Origin of the sequence: Bradyrhizobium sp. HKCCYLRH3097 (assembly GCF_051167875.1) — a bacterium.
Taxonomy (GTDB): Bacteria; Pseudomonadota; Alphaproteobacteria; order Rhizobiales; family Xanthobacteraceae; genus Bradyrhizobium.
The window spans coordinates 61,472-82,175 of sequence record NZ_JBNPTX010000018.1 but is presented as its reverse complement, the minus strand read 5'-3'; the positions used below and the strand labels follow the sequence as shown (position 1 = coordinate 82,175).

The 20,704-nt window shown below is 65.4% G+C and carries 26 protein-coding genes; 16 read left to right on the top strand and 10 right to left on the bottom strand.

The window, feature by feature from the left end; genetic code table 11:
* Positions 1-246: 246 nt before the first annotated feature.
* A complete protein-coding gene (locus tag ACQR0U_RS31090) occupies positions 247-639 on the bottom strand; it encodes a hypothetical protein (RefSeq protein ID WP_316203664.1) in 393 nt (130 codons plus the stop codon).
* Between the two features lie 153 nt (positions 640-792).
* Complete coding sequence (locus ACQR0U_RS31085; RefSeq protein ID WP_315714380.1) at positions 793-1,014, bottom strand: hypothetical protein; 222 nt, start codon at positions 1,012-1,014, stop codon at positions 793-795.
* Positions 1,015-1,342: 328 nt separating this feature from the next.
* Between ACQR0U_RS31085 and ACQR0U_RS31080 the strand changes: the two genes are divergently transcribed.
* From ACQR0U_RS31080 to ACQR0U_RS31055, 6 genes are all read left to right on the top strand, one after another.
* A complete protein-coding gene (locus ACQR0U_RS31080) occupies positions 1,343-1,789 on the top strand; it encodes a nuclear transport factor 2 family protein (protein ID WP_316169334.1) in 447 nt (148 codons plus the stop codon).
* A 134-nt stretch (positions 1,790-1,923) separates the two neighbouring features.
* Positions 1,924-2,190, top strand: a complete 267-nt coding sequence (locus tag ACQR0U_RS31075; protein ID WP_315714089.1) for a hypothetical protein — start codon at positions 1,924-1,926, stop codon at positions 2,188-2,190.
* Between the two features lie 179 nt (positions 2,191-2,369).
* Complete coding sequence (locus ACQR0U_RS31070; RefSeq protein ID WP_315714088.1) at positions 2,370-2,810, top strand: nuclear transport factor 2 family protein; 441 nt, start codon at positions 2,370-2,372, stop codon at positions 2,808-2,810.
* A gap of 130 nt (positions 2,811-2,940) precedes the next feature.
* A complete protein-coding gene (locus tag ACQR0U_RS31065; protein ID WP_315752727.1) occupies positions 2,941-3,867 on the top strand; it encodes a hypothetical protein in 927 nt (308 codons plus the stop codon).
* A gap of 151 nt (positions 3,868-4,018) precedes the next feature.
* Positions 4,019-4,432 carry a hypothetical protein gene (locus ACQR0U_RS31060; RefSeq protein WP_315714086.1) on the top strand — a complete coding sequence of 138 codons (414 nt, stop codon included), beginning with the start codon at positions 4,019-4,021 and terminating at the stop codon, positions 4,430-4,432.
* Positions 4,433-4,589: 157 nt separating this feature from the next.
* Positions 4,590-4,727 carry a hypothetical protein gene (locus ACQR0U_RS31055; RefSeq protein WP_315752726.1) on the top strand — a complete coding sequence of 46 codons (138 nt, stop codon included), beginning with the start codon at positions 4,590-4,592 and terminating at the stop codon, positions 4,725-4,727.
* Between the two features lie 56 nt (positions 4,728-4,783).
* On the opposite strand, the gene ACQR0U_RS31050 is transcribed toward ACQR0U_RS31055, so the two are convergent.
* The 3 genes from ACQR0U_RS31050 to ACQR0U_RS31040 all read right to left on the bottom strand — a co-directional run bounded on the left by ACQR0U_RS31050 (position 4,784) and on the right by ACQR0U_RS31040 (position 5,983).
* Complete coding sequence (locus ACQR0U_RS31050; RefSeq protein WP_315714401.1) at positions 4,784-4,933, bottom strand: hypothetical protein; 150 nt, start codon at positions 4,931-4,933, stop codon at positions 4,784-4,786.
* A 109-nt stretch (positions 4,934-5,042) separates the two neighbouring features.
* Entirely contained in the window at positions 5,043-5,522 is a 480-nt protein-coding gene (locus tag ACQR0U_RS31045) for a MaoC family dehydratase (protein WP_316201325.1), read from the bottom strand.
* Entirely contained in the window at positions 5,522-5,983 is a 462-nt protein-coding gene (locus tag ACQR0U_RS31040; RefSeq protein ID WP_315714379.1) for a MaoC family dehydratase, read from the bottom strand. The genes ACQR0U_RS31045 and ACQR0U_RS31040 overlap by 1 nt, the downstream gene beginning before the upstream one ends.
* 221 nt (positions 5,984-6,204) lie before the next feature.
* Between ACQR0U_RS31040 and ACQR0U_RS31035 the strand changes: the two genes are divergently transcribed.
* Positions 6,205-6,495: a DUF4282 domain-containing protein gene (locus tag ACQR0U_RS31035; protein WP_315714083.1), complete on the top strand. Its 291-nt coding sequence runs from the start codon at positions 6,205-6,207 to the stop codon at positions 6,493-6,495.
* A gap of 15 nt (positions 6,496-6,510) precedes the next feature.
* Here ACQR0U_RS31035 and ychF read toward each other — a convergent pair whose 3' ends face one another.
* The 4 genes from ychF to ACQR0U_RS31015 all read right to left on the bottom strand — a co-directional run bounded on the left by ychF (position 6,511) and on the right by ACQR0U_RS31015 (position 9,493).
* On the bottom strand, positions 6,511-7,608 hold the full coding sequence (ychF, locus tag ACQR0U_RS31030) for a redox-regulated ATPase YchF (RefSeq protein WP_315714082.1): 1,098 nt from the start codon (positions 7,606-7,608) through the stop codon (positions 6,511-6,513).
* A 41-nt stretch (positions 7,609-7,649) separates the two neighbouring features.
* Entirely contained in the window at positions 7,650-8,255 is a 606-nt protein-coding gene (gene pth, locus ACQR0U_RS31025) for an aminoacyl-tRNA hydrolase (RefSeq protein WP_315752724.1), read from the bottom strand.
* 72 nt (positions 8,256-8,327) lie between these two features.
* Positions 8,328-9,017 (bottom strand): 50S ribosomal protein L25/general stress protein Ctc, encoded by a 690-nt coding sequence (locus tag ACQR0U_RS31020; RefSeq protein WP_315714080.1) that lies wholly within the window; start codon positions 9,015-9,017, stop codon positions 8,328-8,330.
* A gap of 185 nt (positions 9,018-9,202) precedes the next feature.
* Positions 9,203-9,493 carry an accessory factor UbiK family protein gene (locus ACQR0U_RS31015; RefSeq protein ID WP_316169337.1) on the bottom strand — a complete coding sequence of 97 codons (291 nt, stop codon included), beginning with the start codon at positions 9,491-9,493 and terminating at the stop codon, positions 9,203-9,205.
* Positions 9,494-9,749: 256 nt separating this feature from the next.
* On the opposite strand from ACQR0U_RS31015, the gene lgt reads away from it, so the two are divergent.
* The 5 genes from lgt (at position 9,750) to ACQR0U_RS30990 (ending at position 14,379) form a co-directional block, all read left to right on the top strand.
* Complete coding sequence (lgt, locus tag ACQR0U_RS31010) at positions 9,750-10,607, top strand: prolipoprotein diacylglyceryl transferase (protein ID WP_316194012.1); 858 nt, start codon at positions 9,750-9,752, stop codon at positions 10,605-10,607.
* On the top strand, positions 10,604-11,731 hold the full coding sequence (locus ACQR0U_RS31005) for a class I SAM-dependent methyltransferase (protein WP_316194011.1): 1,128 nt from the start codon (positions 10,604-10,606) through the stop codon (positions 11,729-11,731). The genes lgt and ACQR0U_RS31005 overlap by 4 nt, the downstream gene beginning before the upstream one ends.
* 20 nt (positions 11,732-11,751) lie before the next feature.
* A complete protein-coding gene (gene pgeF, locus ACQR0U_RS31000) occupies positions 11,752-12,498 on the top strand; it encodes a peptidoglycan editing factor PgeF (protein WP_434842915.1) in 747 nt (248 codons plus the stop codon).
* A 198-nt stretch (positions 12,499-12,696) separates the two neighbouring features.
* Positions 12,697-13,260 (top strand): hypothetical protein, encoded by a 564-nt coding sequence (locus ACQR0U_RS30995; RefSeq protein WP_315714075.1) that lies wholly within the window; start codon positions 12,697-12,699, stop codon positions 13,258-13,260.
* Between the two features lie 165 nt (positions 13,261-13,425).
* Entirely contained in the window at positions 13,426-14,379 is a 954-nt protein-coding gene (locus ACQR0U_RS30990; protein WP_315714378.1) for a ribose-phosphate pyrophosphokinase, read from the top strand.
* Between the two features lie 1,063 nt (positions 14,380-15,442).
* Here ACQR0U_RS30990 and ACQR0U_RS30985 read toward each other — a convergent pair.
* A complete protein-coding gene (locus ACQR0U_RS30985) occupies positions 15,443-15,973 on the bottom strand; it encodes an REP-associated tyrosine transposase (protein WP_316203669.1) in 531 nt (176 codons plus the stop codon).
* 231 nt (positions 15,974-16,204) lie between these two features.
* Between ACQR0U_RS30985 and ACQR0U_RS30980 the strand changes: the two genes are divergently transcribed.
* From ACQR0U_RS30980 to ACQR0U_RS30965, 4 genes are all read left to right on the top strand, one after another.
* Positions 16,205-17,437, top strand: coding sequence for a benzoate/H(+) symporter BenE family transporter (locus ACQR0U_RS30980; RefSeq protein ID WP_316166503.1), 1,233 nt, complete (start codon positions 16,205-16,207; stop codon positions 17,435-17,437).
* A gap of 124 nt (positions 17,438-17,561) precedes the next feature.
* Entirely contained in the window at positions 17,562-18,881 is a 1,320-nt protein-coding gene (locus tag ACQR0U_RS30975; protein WP_316193561.1) for an ABC transporter substrate-binding protein, read from the top strand.
* Entirely contained in the window at positions 18,878-19,813 is a 936-nt protein-coding gene (locus ACQR0U_RS30970; protein WP_315714070.1) for a carbohydrate ABC transporter permease, read from the top strand. Before ACQR0U_RS30975 ends, ACQR0U_RS30970 begins: the two co-directional genes overlap by 4 nt.
* Positions 19,810-20,634, top strand: coding sequence for a carbohydrate ABC transporter permease (locus ACQR0U_RS30965; RefSeq protein ID WP_315714069.1), 825 nt, complete (start codon positions 19,810-19,812; stop codon positions 20,632-20,634). The genes ACQR0U_RS30970 and ACQR0U_RS30965 overlap by 4 nt, the downstream gene beginning before the upstream one ends.
* Positions 20,635-20,704: the final 70 nt, after the last annotated feature.

Sequence of the window (20,704 nt, the reverse complement as noted above, 5' to 3'; positions counted from 1 at the left end):
GGTACCTGCCGCCTGCATTTTTTTCGCAGGCGGGCCATGGGTGAGGCCTTCACCCGGCATTCCCTGCGCCCTCTGCACTCTCGAGGGCCACGCGGATCGCAGCACTCGGGCATCCCATGCCGCGAGACTGCGCCGTCATGTCCCGGACCTCTCTTCGGCTGTTTGAATCGTAAATGAGTTCTCCCCTCCGCCGTCGTCCTAGGCAAGCTGCGCCGCGCCCATCCATCGTGAGGAGGCGATGCCGCCTCACCCCATCGCCAGCACCGCGACCGACAGCAGCGCCAGCATCACGGTCGAGCCCAGGAGCTGCAGCGATGCCTCGGGCTGCGTGCGCCAGCGCAGCACCTTGTCGGCGAGGCCCAGCGTCGCGTCGTAGAAATCAGCCGCGTAGGCCTGCTTGAGCACGCGCTGAAAGCGCGGCCCCGCAGCGGAAGTCATCAGCACGTGGATGATGGTCGCGCTCGCGACGAAGCCGATGATGCCGGCCCGCAGCGCCGTGCTGTGCGCCAGCTTGAGGATCAGCGCGGCGCCGGCATAGGTTGGAATGGCCTGGAACAGCGCGGTCAGCGCCATGCCTTCGAAGAGGTTGAGCAGCGGCGCCTTCGGCGCGGAGGTGCTGGGAGAGGCGACGGTGAGCATGGCCCGGACATCCGGTTGCGGCGGTCCTCGGCGAGGACCAGACCGCTCCCGTCTAACCGGCACGCCGGAGGAGGACCGTGAGCCCCGTCACGCGAGGCCATCGCCGCCGGCTGGGATGAGGGCACGCCGAGCACGGTCGACGCGCGGCATCGACTAGGTCCGGCCCTGCCCGTTCACCTGGCCCTGCTGCTGCTGACGCTCCTGCTCCTTGGCGCGGTGACGGCCATAGAGGCAGCCGGCGGCGGCGCCGAGCACGCCGTGATGACCGGCATAGTGGCCGGCCACGCCGCCGACGATGGCGCCCTTGATGCACCCCTTGGCCTCGGCGGCCTGCGTCGACAGCAGCGCCAGCGCTGCGACGGAGGCGGCCAGCATGGTCTTCGTGATCGACATCGTCATGATCGAGCTCCGCAAGAATGGTGCGAGGTAACGGCGACGCGGCGGGGCGGTTCCCGCCTCGCAACCGGCATGACGCATTGCGCGAACCTTATCGCGCGCGGTGATGACCCAAGAGCTGAGAAATGAGCTGAGAGATGAGCCGAGAGTGGGCTGAGACATGATCGTGACGCGATCACTCGCCAAGCTTCCGTTCACCGTACCGGCGCATTGAGCCGGCCGACGGTCACACAGGTGGTTGACGGCCGTCCGCCGGCATCTCCAGAACGAGATCGCCGACGCGGACATTCCCGTCAGTGGAGACAGGATGATCGAGCACATCAACAAGCAGCGCGTGCGCAAGCTGCTCGAGGCCCATGCCGCCGGCGATTTCGACAGCGTGCTGGCGCATTGCACCGACGACCTGGAGCACTTCGCCTCGGCGCCGATCGACATCTTCCCCCATCTCGGCGGCCGCCGGGGCAAGGCCGAGGTGCGGCAGATGTGGGAGACGGCGCGCAGCCGCTATGCCGAGGTCCGGCACGAGATCAAGACCATGATCTGCGAAGGCGACCAGGTCGCCGTGGATCTGCGCATCTTCCTGCGCAAGCGCGACAACGACCGCATCGTGCAATACGACCTCGCCGCCTTCTACACCCTGCGCGACGGCCGCATCGCCCGCATCCGCGAGATCATGGACACCTACGACCTGGTGCAGCAGGTGCTGGAATGCGATCTCAGCCGGCTGCTGATCGCGGGCGCCGCCCGGCCCTGAGGCCGGCACGGCCGTGGCGGACCAGGGCCTGGACCAGCCGATCACGCAAACGTCACCACCGGCGGCCTCGTCGCCTTGAACCTGTGGCCCGGGCTCCGCACCCCATGAGCGGTGGTATACGGGGCATCGGTGACATGAGAATAGCATTCCTGGCGATGGCCGGACTGGTGATGGGCGTCGTCGGCGGCGCGACGATCGGAGTAGGGCTTGGACTGGCCTGGATCGAGCTGTTCAACACCAGCGAATTCGAAGGCTATGCGGGCATGCTGGTGTTCTTCACCTTCATGCCGCTCGGCGCCCTGATCGGCGGCCTCGCCGGCGCCACCCTGTTCGGCATGGCCGCCTTCCGCGACCACGAGGTCGCGATCGCGCAGCAGCGCATGCAGCATGAAGGGCGTTAGGGCGCGGCGACCGGCGGTCGCGCGCATTTGTGCAATGCAAAAACAGCCGTTGCGCGCGCAGGTGGTTGATTTATGTGAGGCTCAAGAGAGATAGATTCGGCGCCCCGGCGCGACGTCCGTTGCGACGTCGCCTTGAGGCCGGCGCGCCCCCTTGCAAGCCAGTTCAGGATCCCGAGCCGATGACGGAGCACAGCCTCTGGCGTCTGTCGCGCGCATTGCATGGCGCGATCAACGACCGCCGTTTCGACGATTTCGCCGAGCTTCTCGATGACGACATCGACTGGGCCATCTACGGCCCGATCGACATGTTTCCCTTCCTCGGCGCGCGGCACGGCCGCGCCGCCGTGCTCGACGCCGTCAGGCAGATCGCGGACAATGTGAGCATCCGCCGGCTGGAGCGCGAGACCTTGATGCTGGACGAGACCAGCGCGGCGACCATGGTCCGCTGCGCGATGACGGCGCAGGATTCCGACAAGCCGATCACGGCGCGGCTCGCGCAATTCATGCAATTCCGCGCCGGCAAGCTCGCGCGGCTGCGGATCCTGATCGATACGTTCGATCTGGTCGAGCAGACGCTCGGCCGCCCCATCGACCTGCCGCGCATCGGCAGCTTCGCCTGAGCCCGCCGGCGTGTTGGATTGTGGTCACACTCACCGGCAACCCAACAGATCGTGACTGGCGCAGCCATAATTTTGCGCCAAGATTCCACCATATTCCGGCACACAGGTTCGGGCGGCGGGGGTTGCTCTCATGACATCGTATGGTTGCGCGCTGGCGGTTTTCACGGCCGGCTTCGGCCTTCTTGCGTCCGCCGCGCCGGCCCAGACGCTGATGCAGGCGCCGCAGCCGCTGCAGATCACACCCTGGCAGCAGATCGCGCCGGAGCCGGAGGACGAGGACAAGTCCGAGGACCAGGCAGCGGCCGACCCGATGAAGGACATCGACGTCGAGAAGCTCGACTGGAGCCAGCTCGCGATCGACGACACCACCTTCCTCGACCGTCCCGAAGCGGCCGCGGCGGCGAAGCGCAAGGCCGCCGCAGAGAAGGCCGCCGCGCTCGACTGGTCGAACCAGAACAAGGGCAGCCTCGCCTCGGGCGTGTCGGTCAAGCAGTCGGTGTCGCCGTTCTGGGACGCCCGCGTCGGCGCCGACATGACGGTCGCGCGGCAGCCGACCACGATGTCGGAATTGCTGGCGGAGAAGGCCGAGAACGGCGGCAATGCTCCGGAATCCGGCGGCTCGGCCTGGGCGGCCGTCACCGCGCCGGGGGCCGGCTCGATCTGGGACAAGACCGCCATCGAGGCCCGCGTCGATCCCGGATCCGATCACAGCCGGCTCGGCACCACCATCACCAAGGCGGTGCCGATCGATCACTACAATCTGACCCTGCAGAACGGCTACAACGTCACCCAGCAGGGCATGGTGCCGATTCCCGGCGCGGCGCCGAAGACCAGCCGCAGCTTCGACACCGAGCAGTCCGCCAAGCTCTCGATCGGCGACACCGGCACCAGCGTCACCGCCGGCCAGACCCTGTCGTCGAGCGACGACAAATGGCTGCGCAAGGTCGGCGCGGAGCAGAAGCTGTCGGATGGTCTCAGCATCTCCGGCTCAGTCAGCGAGACCGCGCAGGGCGGCACCAGCAAGAGCATCTCGGCCGGCTTCAAGCGGAGCTGGTGACGTTCACCATTGCGGCAGCCCGCCACGAATGATCGAACGTTCGCCGCAGCTTCGCCGCGGTGCGGCCCAATTTGGCCGCACTGATAGGCTTTGAGAAGTTCGTCGTGCGGGGACACCGCGCTCGCTTGAACGCGAAATGAGGAATTAGCCGATGAATGTCATTCGTCCGGACAAGATCGATGGAACTGAAGCCGAGCTGGATACGGATCTGGCCGCGGTCTCCGAAGTCGAGGCCGGCATTCGTGATTTCGTCCGTAACGATATCGCCTATCTGCGCCGCCCCAATGCGGCCGCCACGGCCGAGGCCTCGATCGATGCCGATGCAGCAGTGAACAGCGTCACCACGCTGATCCAGCGCGTCGCCGGCACCTCGCTGTCGGAGATCGAGAACCTGATCGGAGAGCTCGAGAGCCTGCGCGAACTGCTGCATGCCGAGGGCCAGCGGGTGCAGCGCGAGATCGCGAGCTATGCACAGCTCAGCCAGGCGGCGATGAAGTCGACCCGGGCGATCGCCGAGAACGTCACGCAGTGGAAGCGCGCCGCCGACGGCCTGCGCAGCAGCTGAACATTCTTTCCGGATCTTGAAGAGGGCCGCCGTGCGAGGCATCGCGCGGCGGTTTTCGTCTTTGCAGCGCCGCGTCCTTGAACGCGCTCCGGCCCTCCCGCGACCAACTTCCGCCGCTCTCGTGGCGGGCAGGTTGCGTCAGGGGGATGTCGCTCTCATGGAAACGATCCGGCCGCACAACACCGATCCGATTCCTCTGCGGCCCAAGCCTCAGCGGATCGGGACCATCATGGTCCGTTTCGTCGGTTTGCTGGTGGTGGCGATGGCGATCATGGTGCTCATCTGGAGCCGCTAGATCGCCTCTACGAACAGGACCGCGTGGTCCGTTCTGGTTAACGAGTAGTTAAACCGTCACTCGTTGATCGTCGCTGACGTCTCGAGCGAATACGATCCGTCCGCGTAGCCCTTCACGACCATTCCCGTCGCGAGCATCACCGCGAGCGTCACGCTGGCAAAGATAAAGCCGAGGAGTTTCAGACCACCGCGATCTGCCATACTCATCCCCCACATCCTGATCCCTGATTGGCTGTCTTATAGAGTCGGAGTTCAGAATGCGTTAGCGCGAAGTTCGTTCCGCGCCGACAATCCTACGAAGCGTGACCTTTTCGCCTCAACCGTTGTTCCGTCGAGGGACGAAGGCCGACGCAAGCACAGAGAACACCAGCTCGTCGCGCTGATTGATGCCGGTATTGCGCGCCTGCAGGATGCCCCACTCCGGGCGCGAGGCCGACTCGCGAAGCGAATCAATCTCGCTCGAGAAGCTGATCGTATCTCCTGCAAGCACCGGCTTGTGCCAGCGCAGATCACGGAAGCCGGGAGAAGGACCTCCGAGAGCGATCGGCTCGCCACGCATGCGCGCGATCTCCAGGAGTCGCTGATTGTCCGCGATGATCAGCTTCATGCAGACCGAGCCGATGTGCCATCCCGATGCCGCGAGCCCGCCAAACAGCGACCGGCGGCCCTCTTCCTCGTCGAGATGAAAGCGCTGCGGATCGAATTGAATGGCAAAGCGCTTAATCTCTTCGGCAGTGAACGTGTAGGAGCCGAGCTCGCGGCGCTGGCCGACCTGAAGATCCTCGAAAAAGCGCATCAGCCCACCTGCCCGCGGCTCTCACGGCGCTCGACGATGATGGGAGAAACCATCTCGCAAAGTCTCATGCCAGCCTTGTTGCGCACGCTGCATTTGAAGGTGACGATCCCGGTCGACGGACGGCTCCGCGACACCCGCGCTTCCAGAACCTCCACATCGAGCATCAGCTCATCGTCAGGACGCAGCGGCGACAGCCACCGGACCTCGTTGACGCCCGGCGAGCCGAGCGAAGCGGTGCGGCCGATGAAGCCGTCGAACATCATGCGCATCATCAGCGAGCAGAGGTGCCAGCCCGAGCCGGACAGACCCTTGAGCATCGACTGCGAGGCAGCCAGTTCGTCCAGATGCATCGGCTGCGGATCAAACTCAGACGCGAAGGCGATGATCTCGTCGCGGGTGACGTGTCGCGGGCCGAAGCTGCCGAACGGGCCTTGCGGAAAATCTTCGAAGGTGAGGGTCATGAGGTTGGGAATGGCTGAAAGAAGCCCGAATGTGGCCGCACTTTGCAGCAATCACAACCGGGCCGCTCGCATGGCTGACGCCCGGTCCAGTCGCAAGAGAGTGCCAGAAGGCGCCATACACCGGAACGAATTCGGCTGCCGCCGATGCCGTCTGGCGCGCAATTCGAGCACGACTTAAAGACGGATTTGACGACCGATTCGGACGTGGCCGGGGGATCAAGATGTTGGAATTTCGCGATTTGTTCCAGTGGGACCGCTTCATCACGCCCACCATCATCAAGACGTTCTATTGGCTCGTGATTGCGCTGATCATCCTGTCGGGAATTCGCGGCATTTTCACGGGCCTCTCCGAAATGGCGATCAGCCCGTTCGGCGGTTTCCTGATGCTGTTGTCGTCGCTCGCCGGCATCATCGTCGGCATGGTGTTCTCGCGCATCATCGCCGAGTTCGTGCTGATCGTCTTCCGCATCAACGAGCATCTCGGCGCGATCCGCGAGCAGGGGCGGATGTAGCCGCCCCGCACGGCCTTAGTTGTTGAAGCGGAAGTGCATGACGTCGCCGTCGGCGACGACATACTCCTTGCCTTCGAGGCGCAGCTTGCCACCCTCGCGGGCGCCCGCCTCGCCGCCGAGCGCGACATAGTCGGCATAGGCGATGGTTTCGGCGCGGATGAAGCCCTTCTCGAAATCGGTGTGAATGACGCCAGCCGCCGCCGGCGCCTTGGTGCCGCGGTGAATGGTCCAGGCGCGCGCTTCCTTCGGACCGACCGTAAAGTAGGTGATCAGGTCGAGCAGCTGATAGCCGGCGCGGATGAGCCGATCGAGACCTGCCTCTTCGAGCCCGAGCGTCTCCAGGAAATCCACCCGCTCCTCGCGCGACAGCGTCGCAATCTCGGACTCGATCTTGGCCGAGATCACGACGGCGACCGCGCCCTCCTCCTTGGCGCGCTCAAACACCGCCTTTGAGAAGCTGTTGCCGTCCTTGGCCGAGCCTTCCTCGACATTGCAGACGTAGAGCACGGGCTTGGAGGTGAGCAGTCCGAGCATGCCGAAGGCGCGCTCCTCCTCCGGCTTGCGCTCCAGCAGCCGCGCGGGCTTGCCGTCGCGCAGCAGCACCAGAGCACGGGTGACCAGCTCGTACTGCTCCTTGGCGTCCTTGTCGCCGCCCTTGGCCTTCTTGGCGAGGTTGTCGACCCGCTTCTCGAGGCTGTCGAGATCGGACAGCATCAGCTCGGTCTCGATGGTCTCGATGTCGGCGAGCGGGGCAATCTTGCCCTCGACATGGGTGATGTCGGAATCCTCGAAGCAGCGCACCACATGCGCGATCGCGTCGACCTCACGGATGTTGGCGAGAAACTGGTTGCCGAGGCCTTCACCCTTGGAGGCGCCGCGCACCAGTCCGGCGATGTCGACGAAGGTCAGCCGCGTCGGAATGATCTGGCCCGACTTGGCGATCGCCGCGAGCTTTTCCAGCCGCGGATCGGGAACGGCGACCTCGCCGACATTCGGCTCGATGGTGCAGAACGGATAGTTCGCGGCCTGCGCCGCCGCCGTCTCCGTCAGCGCGTTGAACAGCGTCGACTTGCCGACGTTGGGCAAGCCGACGATCCCGCATTTGAATCCCATGATCCGTCTCGCATCCTCTTGAGGCGAGGGCCCGGGGCGCCTTACGCGGCGCCGACATCGCCCTTGTCCAGAAAACCTTTGGCCTGCAGCGCCAGATGCACCTTGTTGGCGAAGGTGGAGTCGCGCCGGCCCGTCAACAAACCCGCATTGTCGGCCACCGCCTCGCACAGCGCCTCGACCCAGGGCATCTCGGACTTGGCGAAGTCCGACAGCACATGGCCGTGCACCAATTCCTTGACGCCGGGATGACCGATGCCGAGCCGGACGCGGCGATAGTCGTTGCCGAGATGCGCCGAGATCGAGCGCAACCCGTTATGGCCGGCAATGCCGCCGCCGACCTTCACGCGCAGCTTGCCCGGCGACAATTCCAGCTCATCCTGAAACACCGTGACGTCGCCGACGCCGAGCTTGAAGAAGCTGGCCGCTTCCTGCACGGCGCGGCCGGATTCGTTCATATAGGTCGTGGGCTTGAGCAGGATGACGCGCTCGGAGTCGAGCGTGCCTTCCGAGGTCTCGCCCTGAAACCTGCGTCGCCACGGCGAAAAGCGGTGACGCCGCGCGATCTCGTCAACGGCCATGAAGCCGATATTGTGCCGGTTGCGCGCATATTTCGCGCCGGGATTGCCGAGGCCGACAAACAGCAGCATGACGCGGCATCCGCCCCCGCCGTCGCTTCGAGAAGCACGGGACCCGCCCGTGCTTCCCAGAAGCGGAACGGCTTACTTCTTCTTGTCGCCGCCAGCCGGCGCCTTGGCAGCGGCCGCGGGAGCCTTCGCAGCGGCAGCCGGAGCAGCAGCAGCGGGCGCCGCTGCGGCGCCAGCAGCCGCCTTCTGCTCCTCGCCATAGCCCGACGGCGGCACGATGGTGACGAGCGTCGCGTCGTCGCGCGAGAGCGTCTTCACACCGGTCGGCAGCTTGACATCGGAGATGTGCAGCGAGTGGTTGATCTCGAGCGCGCTGACATCGGCCTCGATGTACTGCGGAATGTTCTCCGCGAGGCACTCGAGCTCGAGCGTGTGGGTCACGATGTTGACCGTGCCGCCGCGCTTGACGCCCGGCGCGCCTTCCGAGCCCACCACATGCAGCGGCACGCTGACGCGAATGGTCGCGCCCTGGCCGAGCCGCATGAAGTCGACGTGGATCGGGAAGTCCTTGACCGGATCGAGGTGGAAGTCGCGCGGGATCACCCGGTGCTTCTTGCCGTCGAGGGTGACGTCGAAGATCGTGGTCAGAAACCGGCCTGCGAGGATGCGCTGGCGCAGCTCGCGGTCTTCCACCGAGATCGGCAGCGGGGGCTGGTTGTCTCCATAAATCACTCCGGGCACTCTCCCGGCGCGACGCTCTGCCCGTGCGGCCCCCTTGCCGACTGACGGACGGGCGGTCGCCTTCAGTTCTCTGACGGTCGCCATCGTGTTAAGTCCTTGTTTTAAAAAGTTAAAGGCCGCAATGCGGCCCGTTGCTGGACGTCCTTCGGCAAGCCTCCAGGGGTGCGGGGGCCGCGGACGTGGCGGCGTTCTAGCGGCAAACCCGGGAAATGACAAGGAAATGAAGGGGCCGCCTGCCCCTCCCGTCCCAGGGCGACCCGGCCGCGGCGTCAGCCATCCGCGCTGCCGGCGCCCGGCGGCGTGCCGGCCGCACCACCCAGCTTGGCTTCCAGCGCCGCGATCCGCGTCTTCAGCGCCTCGTTCTCCTCGCGGGCGAGCCGGGCCATGTCCTTGACCGCCTCGAACTCCTCGCGCTTCACGATGTCCAGGTCGTTCAGGATCTTTTCCGCCTGGTTGCGGATGACGGAATCGACCTCCCGCTTCATGCCCTGGGCGGCACCTGCGGCATCGTTCATCAGGCGGCCGAGTTCGTCGAAAAACCGGTTGTTGGTCTGGGTCATGTGAGAAACTCCGCGTCCCGCGACGAGCAAGATAATGGAAGACAGAATGGCGATCCCTGTCGCCGCCCGCAAGATGGGCCGTCTTGTCATGCCTTGGTTTCCTTGTCATCGTACTTGTTGCGCCGGCCCGCGGCGCTGGTATGAGCAGCCCTGAGATCACATCGCGCCGCGCCCGTTCATGTGGCGAGGCTCGTTCGAAGCCCGCATCGCCCGGGGGCTTCCGGAAGCGGGACGCCGTGTCCACGAAAGCCAGTGAATGACGCCTCTCCTCATCGATTTCCCCGTGTTCGATCCGGTTGCGATCGCGATCGGCCCGTTCGCGATCCGCTGGTACGCGCTGGCCTATATCTGCGGCATCGTGATCGGCTGGCTCTACGCTCGCTCGCTGCTCAAGAAGGAGCGGCTGTGGGGCGGCCCGGCGCCGGTGTCGCTGGTCCAGCTCGACGACTTCATCCTGTGGGTCACGATCGGCATCATCCTCGGCGGCCGCACCGGCTACGTGCTGTTCTACAACCTGCCGTTCTTCATCGATCATCCGATCGAGATCTTCGAGCTGTGGAACGGCGGCATGTCGTTCCATGGCGGCTTCATGGGCTGCGTGCTCGCCGTGATCTGGTTCGCCCGCCGCAACGGCCTGCCGATCCTCTCGCTCGGCGACGTCACCACCGCGGTCGCGCCCATCGGCCTGCTGCTCGGCCGCATCGCCAATTTCATCAATGGTGAGCTGTGGGGCCGTGCCGCCGATGCAAGCGTGCCCTGGGCGATGATCTTCCCGCGCGATCCGACCCACCTCCCGCGCCATCCGAGCCAGCTCTACGAGGCCGGCCTCGAAGGCATCGTGCTGTTCATCGTGCTGGCGATCATGATCCGGTTCGGCGCGCTGAAACGGCCCGGCCTGATCCTCGGCAGCTTCATCACCCTCTATGGCGTGGCGCGCATCACCAGCGAGCTGTTCCGCGAGCCCGACAAGCAATTGGGCTTTCTCTGGGGTGGCCTGACCATGGGCATGGTGCTGTCGGTGCCGATGCTGATCATCGGCGCCATCCTGGTGGCGCGGGCGCTGCGCAAGCCCGGGACACATCAAGCCACTCCCCCGCTGCAGGCCAATCCGTGATCGAAACCTCTCCGCTCCACACCGAGATCAAGCGGCTGATCAAGGCATCCGGACCGATGCCGGTCTGGCGTTACATGGAGCTGTGCCTGATGCATCCGGAGCACGGCTACTACATCTCGCGCGATCCGCTCGGACGCGAGGGCGACTTCACCACCGCCCCCGAAGTGAGCCAGATGTTCGGCGAGTTGCTCGGGCTGTGGGCGGCCTCGATCTGGAAGGCGACGGGATCGCCGCAGCAATTCCGGCTGATCGAGCTGGGACCCGGCCGCGGCACCATGATGTCGGATGCGCTGCGGGCGCTGCGCGTGCTGCCGCCGCTGTACCAGACGATCTCGGTTCACCTGGTCGAGGTCAATCCTGTCCTGCGTGAGAAGCAGAAGGCCACGCTGACCGGCCTGCGCAACGTCAACTGGCACGAGAGCTTCGACGAGGTGCCGGAGGGCCCCAGCGTCATCTTCGCCAACGAGTATTTCGACGTGCTGCCGATCCACCAGATGATCAGGCGCGAGACCGGCTGGCACGAGCGCGTCGTCGAGCTCGACGAGGAGGAGAACTTCGTCTACGGCGCGGCCGCCGATCCGACGCCCGGCTTCGAGCTGCTGCTGCCGCCGCTGGTGCGCGCCGCGCCGGCCGGTGCCATCTTCGAGTGGCGGCCGAACACCGAGATGATGGGGATCGCCAAGCGCCTGCGCGAGCAGCGCGGCGCGGCCGTCATCATCGATTACGGGCATGTGCGCAGCGATGTCGGCGACACCTTCCAGGCCATCGCCCGTCATAGCTTCGCTGATCCCCTCAAGACACCGGGGCTTGCCGACATCACCGCCCACGTCGATTTCGACGCGCTGGCGCGGGCCGCGGAAGCCGTCGGCGCGCGCGTTCACGGCCCGGTCACGCAGGGCGAGTTCCTGCAGCGGCTCGGCATCGAAACCCGCGCGCTGACCCTGATGCAGAAGGCGTCGCCGGAAGTCTCGCAGGACATCGCGAGCGGGCTGAAGCGCCTGACCGGCGGCGGCCGCGGCGGAATGGGGTCGCTGTTCAAGGTGCTCGGCATCTCCGATCCGGCCATTCCGGTGCTGGCGGGCATCAGCGACGAACACACCAACGAGAACACGGGAGGCGCGTGATGCTGGTATCATCGGATGTGATGTCCGCGATCCCTGGCCTGCGCCACGCCTTCTTCACCCGCGAGGGCGGCGTCTCGGACGGCATCTATGCCGGCCTCAATGGCGGGCTCGGATCGAATGACGTGCCGGAGAACGTCCGGGAAAACCGCCGCCGCATGGCCGCCCATCTCGGCGTCGCGCCCGACCAGTTCCTCAGCCTGCACCAGATTCATTCGCCCGACGTCGTGGTTGCGACCGGGCCCTGGGACGGCCCCGTCAGGCCGAAGGCCGATGCGCTGGTGACCGCGACGCCGAATCTCGCGATCGGCGTCACCACCGCCGATTGCGGGCCGATCCTGTTCGTCGACCCGCATGAGCGCGTCATCGGCGCGGCCCATGCCGGCTGGAAAGGTGCGCTCACCGGCGTGCTCGAAGCCACGCTGCAGGCGATGGAGGAGCTCGGCGCAGAGCGCGGCCGGATCATTGCCGCGATCGGCCCCCTGATCCGCCAGCCGAGCTACGAGGTCGGCGCCGAGTTCGTCACGCGCTTCCTCGACGACGACGCCGAACACGCGCGCTTCTTCCTGCCGTCGACGCGCGACGGCCACGCGATGTTCGACCTCGCCGGCTTCATCCGGATGCGGCTGGAAAACGCCGGCTTGCTGCTGATCGACGATCTCGGCCTCGACACCTATGTCGACGAGCGCTTCTTCAGTTACCGCCGCTCGGTCCATCGCAACGAGCCGGACTATGGCCGGCACGTTCATGCCATCATGCTCGAAGGCTGAAGCTGGGCGCGATTGTGGCCGCATGTGGATTGCTTAACCCTTTCTGTACAACTGAATGCACTCTGTCCCAATCTGTGGCAGCCGCGACCTAGACGTTAATCGATTTTAACGATATCGCTCCCGACGATGAGGGGAGCGCCGACACCACTTCGACGGATCAGCCGCGCTGCGCAGCACGCCTGCGTTGCCGTTTTGCTGATGACGTCCGCTGCAACGCTCGGCGGCTGCGCGACCAGCAGCGGTGGCCCGTCCAACGCCTATGCGATGGCGCCTGCATCGGATAGCGCCACGATCGCCTTCGAGCAGATCGACGGCCCGCCGCCGCAGATCTTCGACCGCATGGTCAGCGTGCTCGACAGCGAGTCCAAACTGCGCAGCCTCGCCATCGTGTCGCGCGAGGCCCCTGCAGCGTATCGTGTCCGCACCTATCTCTCCGCCCAGGTCGTCGGCGGCAAGGGCGTGATCGCCTGGGTGTTCGACGTCTACGATCGCAATCAGCAGCGCGCGCTGCGGCTGTCGGGCGAAGAGCCGGTCGGACGCGGCGGCCGCGATCCGTGGAACAATGTCGACGACATGGTCCTTCGGAAAATCGCGCAGGCGGGCTTCAGCGGACTTTCGAACATGCTGAACGGCACCGCGCCCGCCGACGGCGCGCCACCGGCGGCACCGGCCACCCGCGGCCCTGCGGTCGCCGTGGCCGAGCCCGCGTCGCCGGCGTCCGGCGGCACCAGCGTCGCGGCCCTCGGCTACACCGACCATTAGGCAAAGAGGCGCATTTTGCGCCGTTTTTGACCGGGAAAAACACCCGCGGCGGGTTGCCATGCGCGCGGTGTCCTTGATATCACCTCGCCCGTGCAAAACTGCCGGTTCCATGGATAGCCCGATATGCTGAACAAGGTCTCCAGCGAGACGCGAGGAGAATTCACGATGTCGGCCAAGAACGGCTCCATCAAACTCGTCGCCGGCAACTCCAATCCGGCTCTCGCCGCCGGCATCGCCGCTGAACTTGGGCTGCCGCTGACGAAAGCGGTGGTCCGGCGCTTCGCCGACATGGAGATCTTCGTCGAGATCCAGGAGAACGTCCGCGGCTCCGACGTCTTCATCATTCAATCGACGTCCTATCCGGCGAACGACCTGCTGATGGAGCTCCTGATCATCACCGATGCGCTGCGCCGCGCCTCCGCGCGCCGCATCACCGCCGTGGTGCCCTATTTCGGCTATGCGCGGCAGGATCGCAAATCGAACTCGCGCACGCCGATCTCGGCCAAGCTCGTCGCCAACCTGATCACCCATGCGGGCGTCGACCGCGTCATGACGCTCGATCTGCACGCCGGCCAGATCCAGGGCTTCTTCGACATCCCGACCGATAACCTTTTTGCCTCGCCGCTGATGGTGCGCGACATCAAGGATCGCTTCGATCTCTCCAACCTCATGGTCGTCTCGCCGGACGTCGGCGGCGTGGCGCGCGCCCGAGGCCTGGCCAAGCGCATCAACACGCCGCTCGCCATCGTCGACAAGCGCCGCGAACGTCCCGGCGAGTCCGAGGTCATGAACGTGATCGGCGACGTCTCCGGCCACACCTGCATCCTGATCGACGACATCGTCGATTCCGGCGGCACCCTGGTGAACGCGGCGGATGCGCTGCTCAAATACGGCGCCAAGGACGTCTACGCCTACATCACGCATGGCGTGCTCTCCGGCGGTGCCGCGTCCCGCATCACCTCGTCGCGGCTGAAGGAGCTCGTCATCACCGACTCCATCATGCCGACCGAAGCGGTCCGCAACGCCCCCAACATCCGCACGCTGGCGATCGCGCCGCTGATCGCCGAGGCGATCGGGCGGACGGCGGCGGAAGAATCGGTGTCGAGCCTGTTCGACTGACCTCGGTTGTCTGCGAACGACGCCTCATCCTTCTCGCGCTAGAACTCGATTTGGCCCACCCTCCCCTGGAGGGGGAGGGTCGATCGCACGCGAAGCGGGCGAGCGGGGTGGGGTGATCTCTCCGCAGGCTCTGCTGCAAGTGGAGAGATCACCCCACCCCGCCTCACGTCTCGCTTCGCTCGTCGTGATGCGACCCTCCCCCTCCAGGGGAGGGTGGGCAGCTTGCCCCGTACGCCGTCATTGCGAGGAGCGCAGCGACGAAGCAATCCAGGGTGCCTCAACGGAGAGATCCTGGATTGCTTCCGCCTACGCTCTCCGAGCTCCGGCGGACAAGTCGCTGCGCTCGCAACGACGCCCGCGGTGTCTTTCATGGCAACATTGTCTGCCGACATCTGGCGATGCAGCTCCGCGATCTCGCGACGCATTTTGCGTCCGAGCTTTGCTCATCGTGCCGCCCTCACGAGATGAAGGGCGCAGGGAAGGCCGGGCGCTGGCCGCGCCCGTGGCCCGCCTGCTGAAAAAAATGCAGGCGGCAGGTACCACAGGTCTGGCCGAACACACCCGGCCCTCCCTGCGCGACGGTTTTGACGGCTGCTTCGCGTTCTCCCCGGTGCGCCGGCTTGTTGGCCACCGTGCGCGCAACGCGCTTGCGCGCGTTACGCGGGACACCAGCTTCGGGGTGCCAGGACCGCGCGACTTGACCGTGCGTGCCGGATCGTTCGTCGGCGCAACGTCAATCACGCTGCGACCCGACACGCCCATCGCATTCCGCTGCCGACGTCCATGACGACCGCGATACGTCCCCTCCGACGCAACGGAACGAGCGGGACCATAATGCTGATTTTGCGAAATCGTCAAGCGATTTATTTTTATCCGAAGGGCTGGACAGGATTTTGCAGCAATGAGGTGATTTGGTCGACGGGCAGAAGATTGCCCCTTTAGCGCGGATACATACGGCGGATTACGGCTGCGCCTAATCCGCCCTACGGTCGAGCGTAGGGCGGATTAGCGAAGCGTAATCCGCCACCACACAGCACGGGATTTCGAGACAAACTTGACTCCGTCAACGCTCTCCGAACGTTCCGCTGACCTCGACATCACCCGCCCAGTCCGCAGGAAACATTCCTGCGCGCACATCGCGATGAAACGAAGAATGCGGCCAGTCCGCGACGCGGCTGACGAAGCTATGCTTCACCGGATTGATGTAACAATACTCCACGTGACGGGCATAATCTTCTTCGTCGCGGATAAGATGCTCCCAGAATCGGCGCTGCCAGATGCCGCGCTCCTGCCGCACCACCCGAGTGGGGCTGAGATTTTCTGTCCTTGGAAGCGCCCGCGCGAAGCGGTTCTTGATCAGCCGCCAGCGCATCGAGAAGTCGGCTTCATCGGGCGGCAAGGTCCAGACGGCATGAAGATGATCGGGCATCACCACGAAGGCATCGATCTCGAAAGGAAAACGCCGCTTCGTGGCGGCGACCGCGGAGCGCAGGACGCCGATGTGATCGATCAGCAAGCTCTGACGCCGATCGAGCAGATTCAGCGTGAAAAACCAACAACCGCCTGGAACGAATGCGCGTCGATAGTTGGGCATGGATCGAGCTTCGAGTCGAAACCAACGTAAGCCTACTCGCAGCGGATGCATGAATTCAAGATTTGCGGCGGATTACGGCTTCGCCTAATCCGCCCTACGCTCGAACCTGTAGGGCGGATTAGCGAAGCGTAATCCGCCGATCAGCCCCGTGCCTTGCACAGGCCGTCCTGTTCGGCCAACATCCCCTGGAGATGCGAGGAAACAAGAACCCCAGCCCCGAGCCCCGCCCTCATGTTCAGCGCCATCGAACGCCCCGCGGGCCCGCCGCCCAGCGCCGCCCGGATCGCCGACGATTTCGGTCCGCTCTACGCCTCGCATGGCTTCATCGGCTGGCTGTTCGCGATCACCGGACCGGTCGCCATCATCCTGTCGGTCGGCGCCAATGGCGGGCTGTCGCAGGCGGAGATCGCGTCGTGGATCTTCGGCGTGTTCTTCATCAACGGCCTGATCACGCTTGCGCTGTCGTGGCGCTATCGCGAGCCACTGGTGCTGTTCTGGACCATTCCGGGCACCGTCCTGGTCGGCCAGTCGCTGACGCATCTCAGCTTCCCGCAGGTGGTCGGCGCGTTCTACGGCACGGCGCTGTTGATGCTGGTGCTCGGGCTCACCGGCTGGGTCAAGCGCGCGATGCAACTGGTGCCGATGCCGATCGTGATGGGCATGGTCGCCGGCGTATTCCTGCGCTTCGGCCTCGATCTCGTCCGCGCCGTGTTCGCCGACTTTGCCATCGCCGGGCCGATGGTCGTGCTCTGGCTGCTGCTGACCGCGCTCCCTGCGCTGGGCCGGCGCTGCCCGCCGATCATCGGCGCGCTCGTCATCGGCACGCTCGCGGCTCTCCTGTTCGGCAAATATGATCAGAATGCGTCGGTGCAGATCGCGCTGATCCATCCGGTGATCCCGACGCCATCCTGGTCGCTCGCGGCCATGATCGAGCTGATCGTGCCGCTCGCGGTCACCGTGCTGGTGGTGCAGAACGGCCAGGGCTTTGCGGTGCTGACCGCCGCCGGGCACAAGCCGCCGGTCAATGTGGTGACCGTCGCCTGCGGCATCGGCTCGGCGCTCGCGGCTGTCGTGGGCGGCGTGTCGACCTGCCTGACCGGACCGACCAACGCCATCGTCGTCTCCGGCGGCGAGCGCAAGCGCCACTATACCGCGGCGATGGTCGTGGGCGTGCTGGCGCTCGGCTTCGGCCTGCTGGCGCCGACCTTCACCACGCTGCTGCTGATCGCGCCGAAATCATTGATCACCGCGCTGGCGGGCCTCGCCATGCTGCGCGTGCTGCAAACGGCGTTCGTGACCGCGTTCAGAACGAACTTCTCGCTCGGCGCCCTGATCGCCTTCCTCGTCACCGTCGCCGACGTGCCCCTGCTCAACATCGGCGCCGCGTTCTGGGGGCTCGTCGCCGGCTTTGCACTGTCGTGGCTGCTGGAGCGGACGGATTTCACAGCCGCATCGGGCGCATAACGGATTGCCGCATCGCACCACGCGCTGTCGTCGCATCCCCAGTCGAACGGGCACCATGCTGTTGCAGCGCCGCTGGATCGCGCTACACTTCACGACCAAACAAGAAGTCTTCTGGGAGGATATGATGACCGCGATCACGCGCCGCAACATGCTTGCGGGTACGGCAGCAGCAGGCGCGCTTGCGCTCACCGGCCAGCCCGCCTGGTCGGAGCCGCAGTGGAAGAAATATGCCGGTACCAAGCTCGAGGTGATCCTGGCCAAGGGGCCGCGCGGCGACAATCTGCAGAAGAACATCAAGGAATTCACCGCGCTGACCGGCATCGAGGTGGAATCCGAGCAGATCCCGGAGCAGCAGCAGCGACAGAAGGTCGTGATCGAACTGTCGTCGGGCAAGCCGAGCTTCGACGTCGTCCATCTCAGCTATCACGTGCAGAAGCGGCAGTTCGAGAAGGCCGGCTGGCTCGCCGACATCACCGACTTCATGAAGGACCCGAACCTCACCGCGCCGGACCTCGTGCAGAGCGATTTCTCCGCCGCTGGCCTCAGTTACGCCAGCAACGACAAGGGCCGGATGTTCTCGCTGCCATGGTCGGTGGACTACTTCATCCTCTACTACAACAAGGAGCTGTTCGCGAAGAAGGGCGTCGAAGTGCCGAAGACGCTCGACGAGATGGTCACGGCGGCGCAGAAGCTGACCGATGCCAAGGACGGCACGTTCGGATTTGTCGGACGCGGCCTGCGCAACGCCAACATGACCCTGTGGACGAACTTCTTCCTCAACTATGGCGGCGAGTTCCTGGACGCCAAGGGCAACATCCTGACCGACGGCCCCGAGGCAATCGAGGCCACCAAGCTGTATCAGAATCTGCTGACGACCTGCGCGCCTCCGGGCGTGGCCGGCTTCAACTGGATGGAGTCGATGGCCTCGTTCACGCAAGGCCGCTCGGCGATGTGGATCGACGGCGTCGGCTGGGCGCCGCCGCTGGAGGATCCCAACGCCTCGCGCGTGGTCGGCAAGGTCGGCTACACCGTGGTGCCCGCAGGACCGAGGGGGCAGTACTCGGCGACCTATGGCGACGGCATCGGCATTGCGGCCGCGAGCAAGAACAAGGAAGCCGCTTGGCTGCTGTGCCAGTGGCTGGTGTCGAAGCCGCAGGGCGCCCGCCTGGTGCAGGCCGGCGGCGGCGTGCCGTTCCGCAACTCGGTGCTCAACGACCCCGGGGTCCAGGGCGGCGTGAAGATGCCGAAGGAGTGGCTGCAGTCGGCGATCGACTCCGGCAAGATCTCCAAGCTCGGCCTGCCCGTGATCATCCCGGTCGCCGAATTCCGCGATCTCGTCGGTGCGGCGCTGACCGCGACGCTGTCGGGCGCCGATCCCGCCACCGAGCTAAAGAAGGCGCACGAACAGTTCCGCCCCATCCTGGAGCGCAGCGAGAAAGCGTGAGCACGATCGTCGAACAGGCCGGCGCGGCAGCGGAGGCGGCTGCGCCGGAACGTGCGCTGCGGCCGCCGTCGTACTGGCCGTTCGTCATCCCGGCGCTGGTCACCGTGCTGGCGGTGATCATCTTCCCCTGGCTGTTCACGATCTGGATGAGCTTCCAGGAGTGGAAGGTCGGTTCGCCAACGACTTTCGTCGGGCTGTCGAACTATCTCAGGCTGCCGGCCGATCCCCGCTTCGTCGAGTCGGTCGGGCACACGCTGTCCTATACGGCTCTATCGGTGCTGCTGCCGCTGGTGCTCGGCACCTTCGCGGCGGTGATCTTCCATGCCCGCTTCCCCGGCCGGGGACTGCTGCGGGCGCTGTTCATCATGCCGATGATGGCGACGCCGGTGGCGATCGCCCTGGTGTGGACGATGATGTTCCATCCGCAGCTCGGCATCCTCAACTACCTGCTGTCGCTGGTCGGCCTGCCGCCGCAGCTCTGGGTCTTCCATCCGGGTACGGTGATCCCCTCGCTGGTGCTGGTCGAGACCTGGCAGTGGACGCCGCTGGTGATGCTGATCGTGCTCGGCGGCATCGCCTCGCTGCCGACGGAGCCGTACGAGAGCGCACAGATCGACGGCGCCAGCACCTGGCAGATGTTCCGCTACATCACCCTGCCCTTGATCATGCCGTTCCTGTTCATCGCCGCGATGATCCGCGCCATCGACGCGATCAAGAGCTTCGACATCATCTTCGCGATCACCCAAGGCGGGCCCGGCTCGGCGTCGGAGACCATCAACCTCTATCTCTACAGCGTCGCCTTCGTCTATTACGACCTCGGCTATGCGTCGGCGATCGCGGTGGTGTTCTTCGCGCTGATCATCGCGCTGACTGCGCTCTTGCTGGTGCTGCGCCGCCGCGCGCAGTGGAATGCGCTGGGGAGCGACACATGAGCGCGCAGACCATCCTCGGCCGGCTCGGGCTCGCGCTCGGCGTCTTCCTCATCGTCTCGCCGGCGATCCTGTTCTTCCTCTGGATGATCTCGCTGTCGGTGAAGTACGAGGTCGACAACGCCGCGTATCCGCCGGTGTTCTGGCCGGAGCATTTCGCCTGGAAGAACTATGCCGACGTGCTGTCGTCCAACCGCTTCTTCACCTACTTCAAGAACAGTCTGGTGGTGACCGGCGGCGCGACGGCGCTCGCGATGCTGGTCGGCGTGCCCGCCGGCTACGGCATCGCCCGCATGGCCGCGCACAAGTCCGCGATCGTGATCCTGATCGCGCGCATCACGCCGGGCCTGTCCTATCTGATCCCGCTGTTCCTCTTGTTTCAGTGGCTCGGCCTGCTCGGCACGCTATGGCCGCAGATCATCATCCATCTCGTCGTCACCGTGCCGATCGTGATCTGGATCATGATCGGCTATTTCGAGACCACGCCGATCGAGCTCGAAGAAGCCGCGCGTATCGATGGCGCGACGCGCTGGCAGGTTTTCCGTCACGTGGCATTGCCGGTGGCGAAGCCCGGCCTCGCCGTCGCCTTCATCCTCGCGGTGATCTTCTCCTGGAATAATTTCGTGTTCGGCATCGTGCTGGCCGGACGCGAGACCCGCACCTTGCCGGTCGCGGTCTACAACATGATCTCGTTCGATCAGCTCTCGTGGGGGCCGCTCGCGGCGGCCGCGCTGATCGTGACCCTGCCGGTGCTGCTGCTGACCGTGTTCGCGCAGCGGCAGATCGTGGCCGGCCTGACGGCGGGTGCGGTCAAGGGGGGCTGACGGGTATAATGCATACCAAAGAGAACCTGCGGCGGAATGCCAAACTTGCCTTGGTCAGGCCATAGTCTGC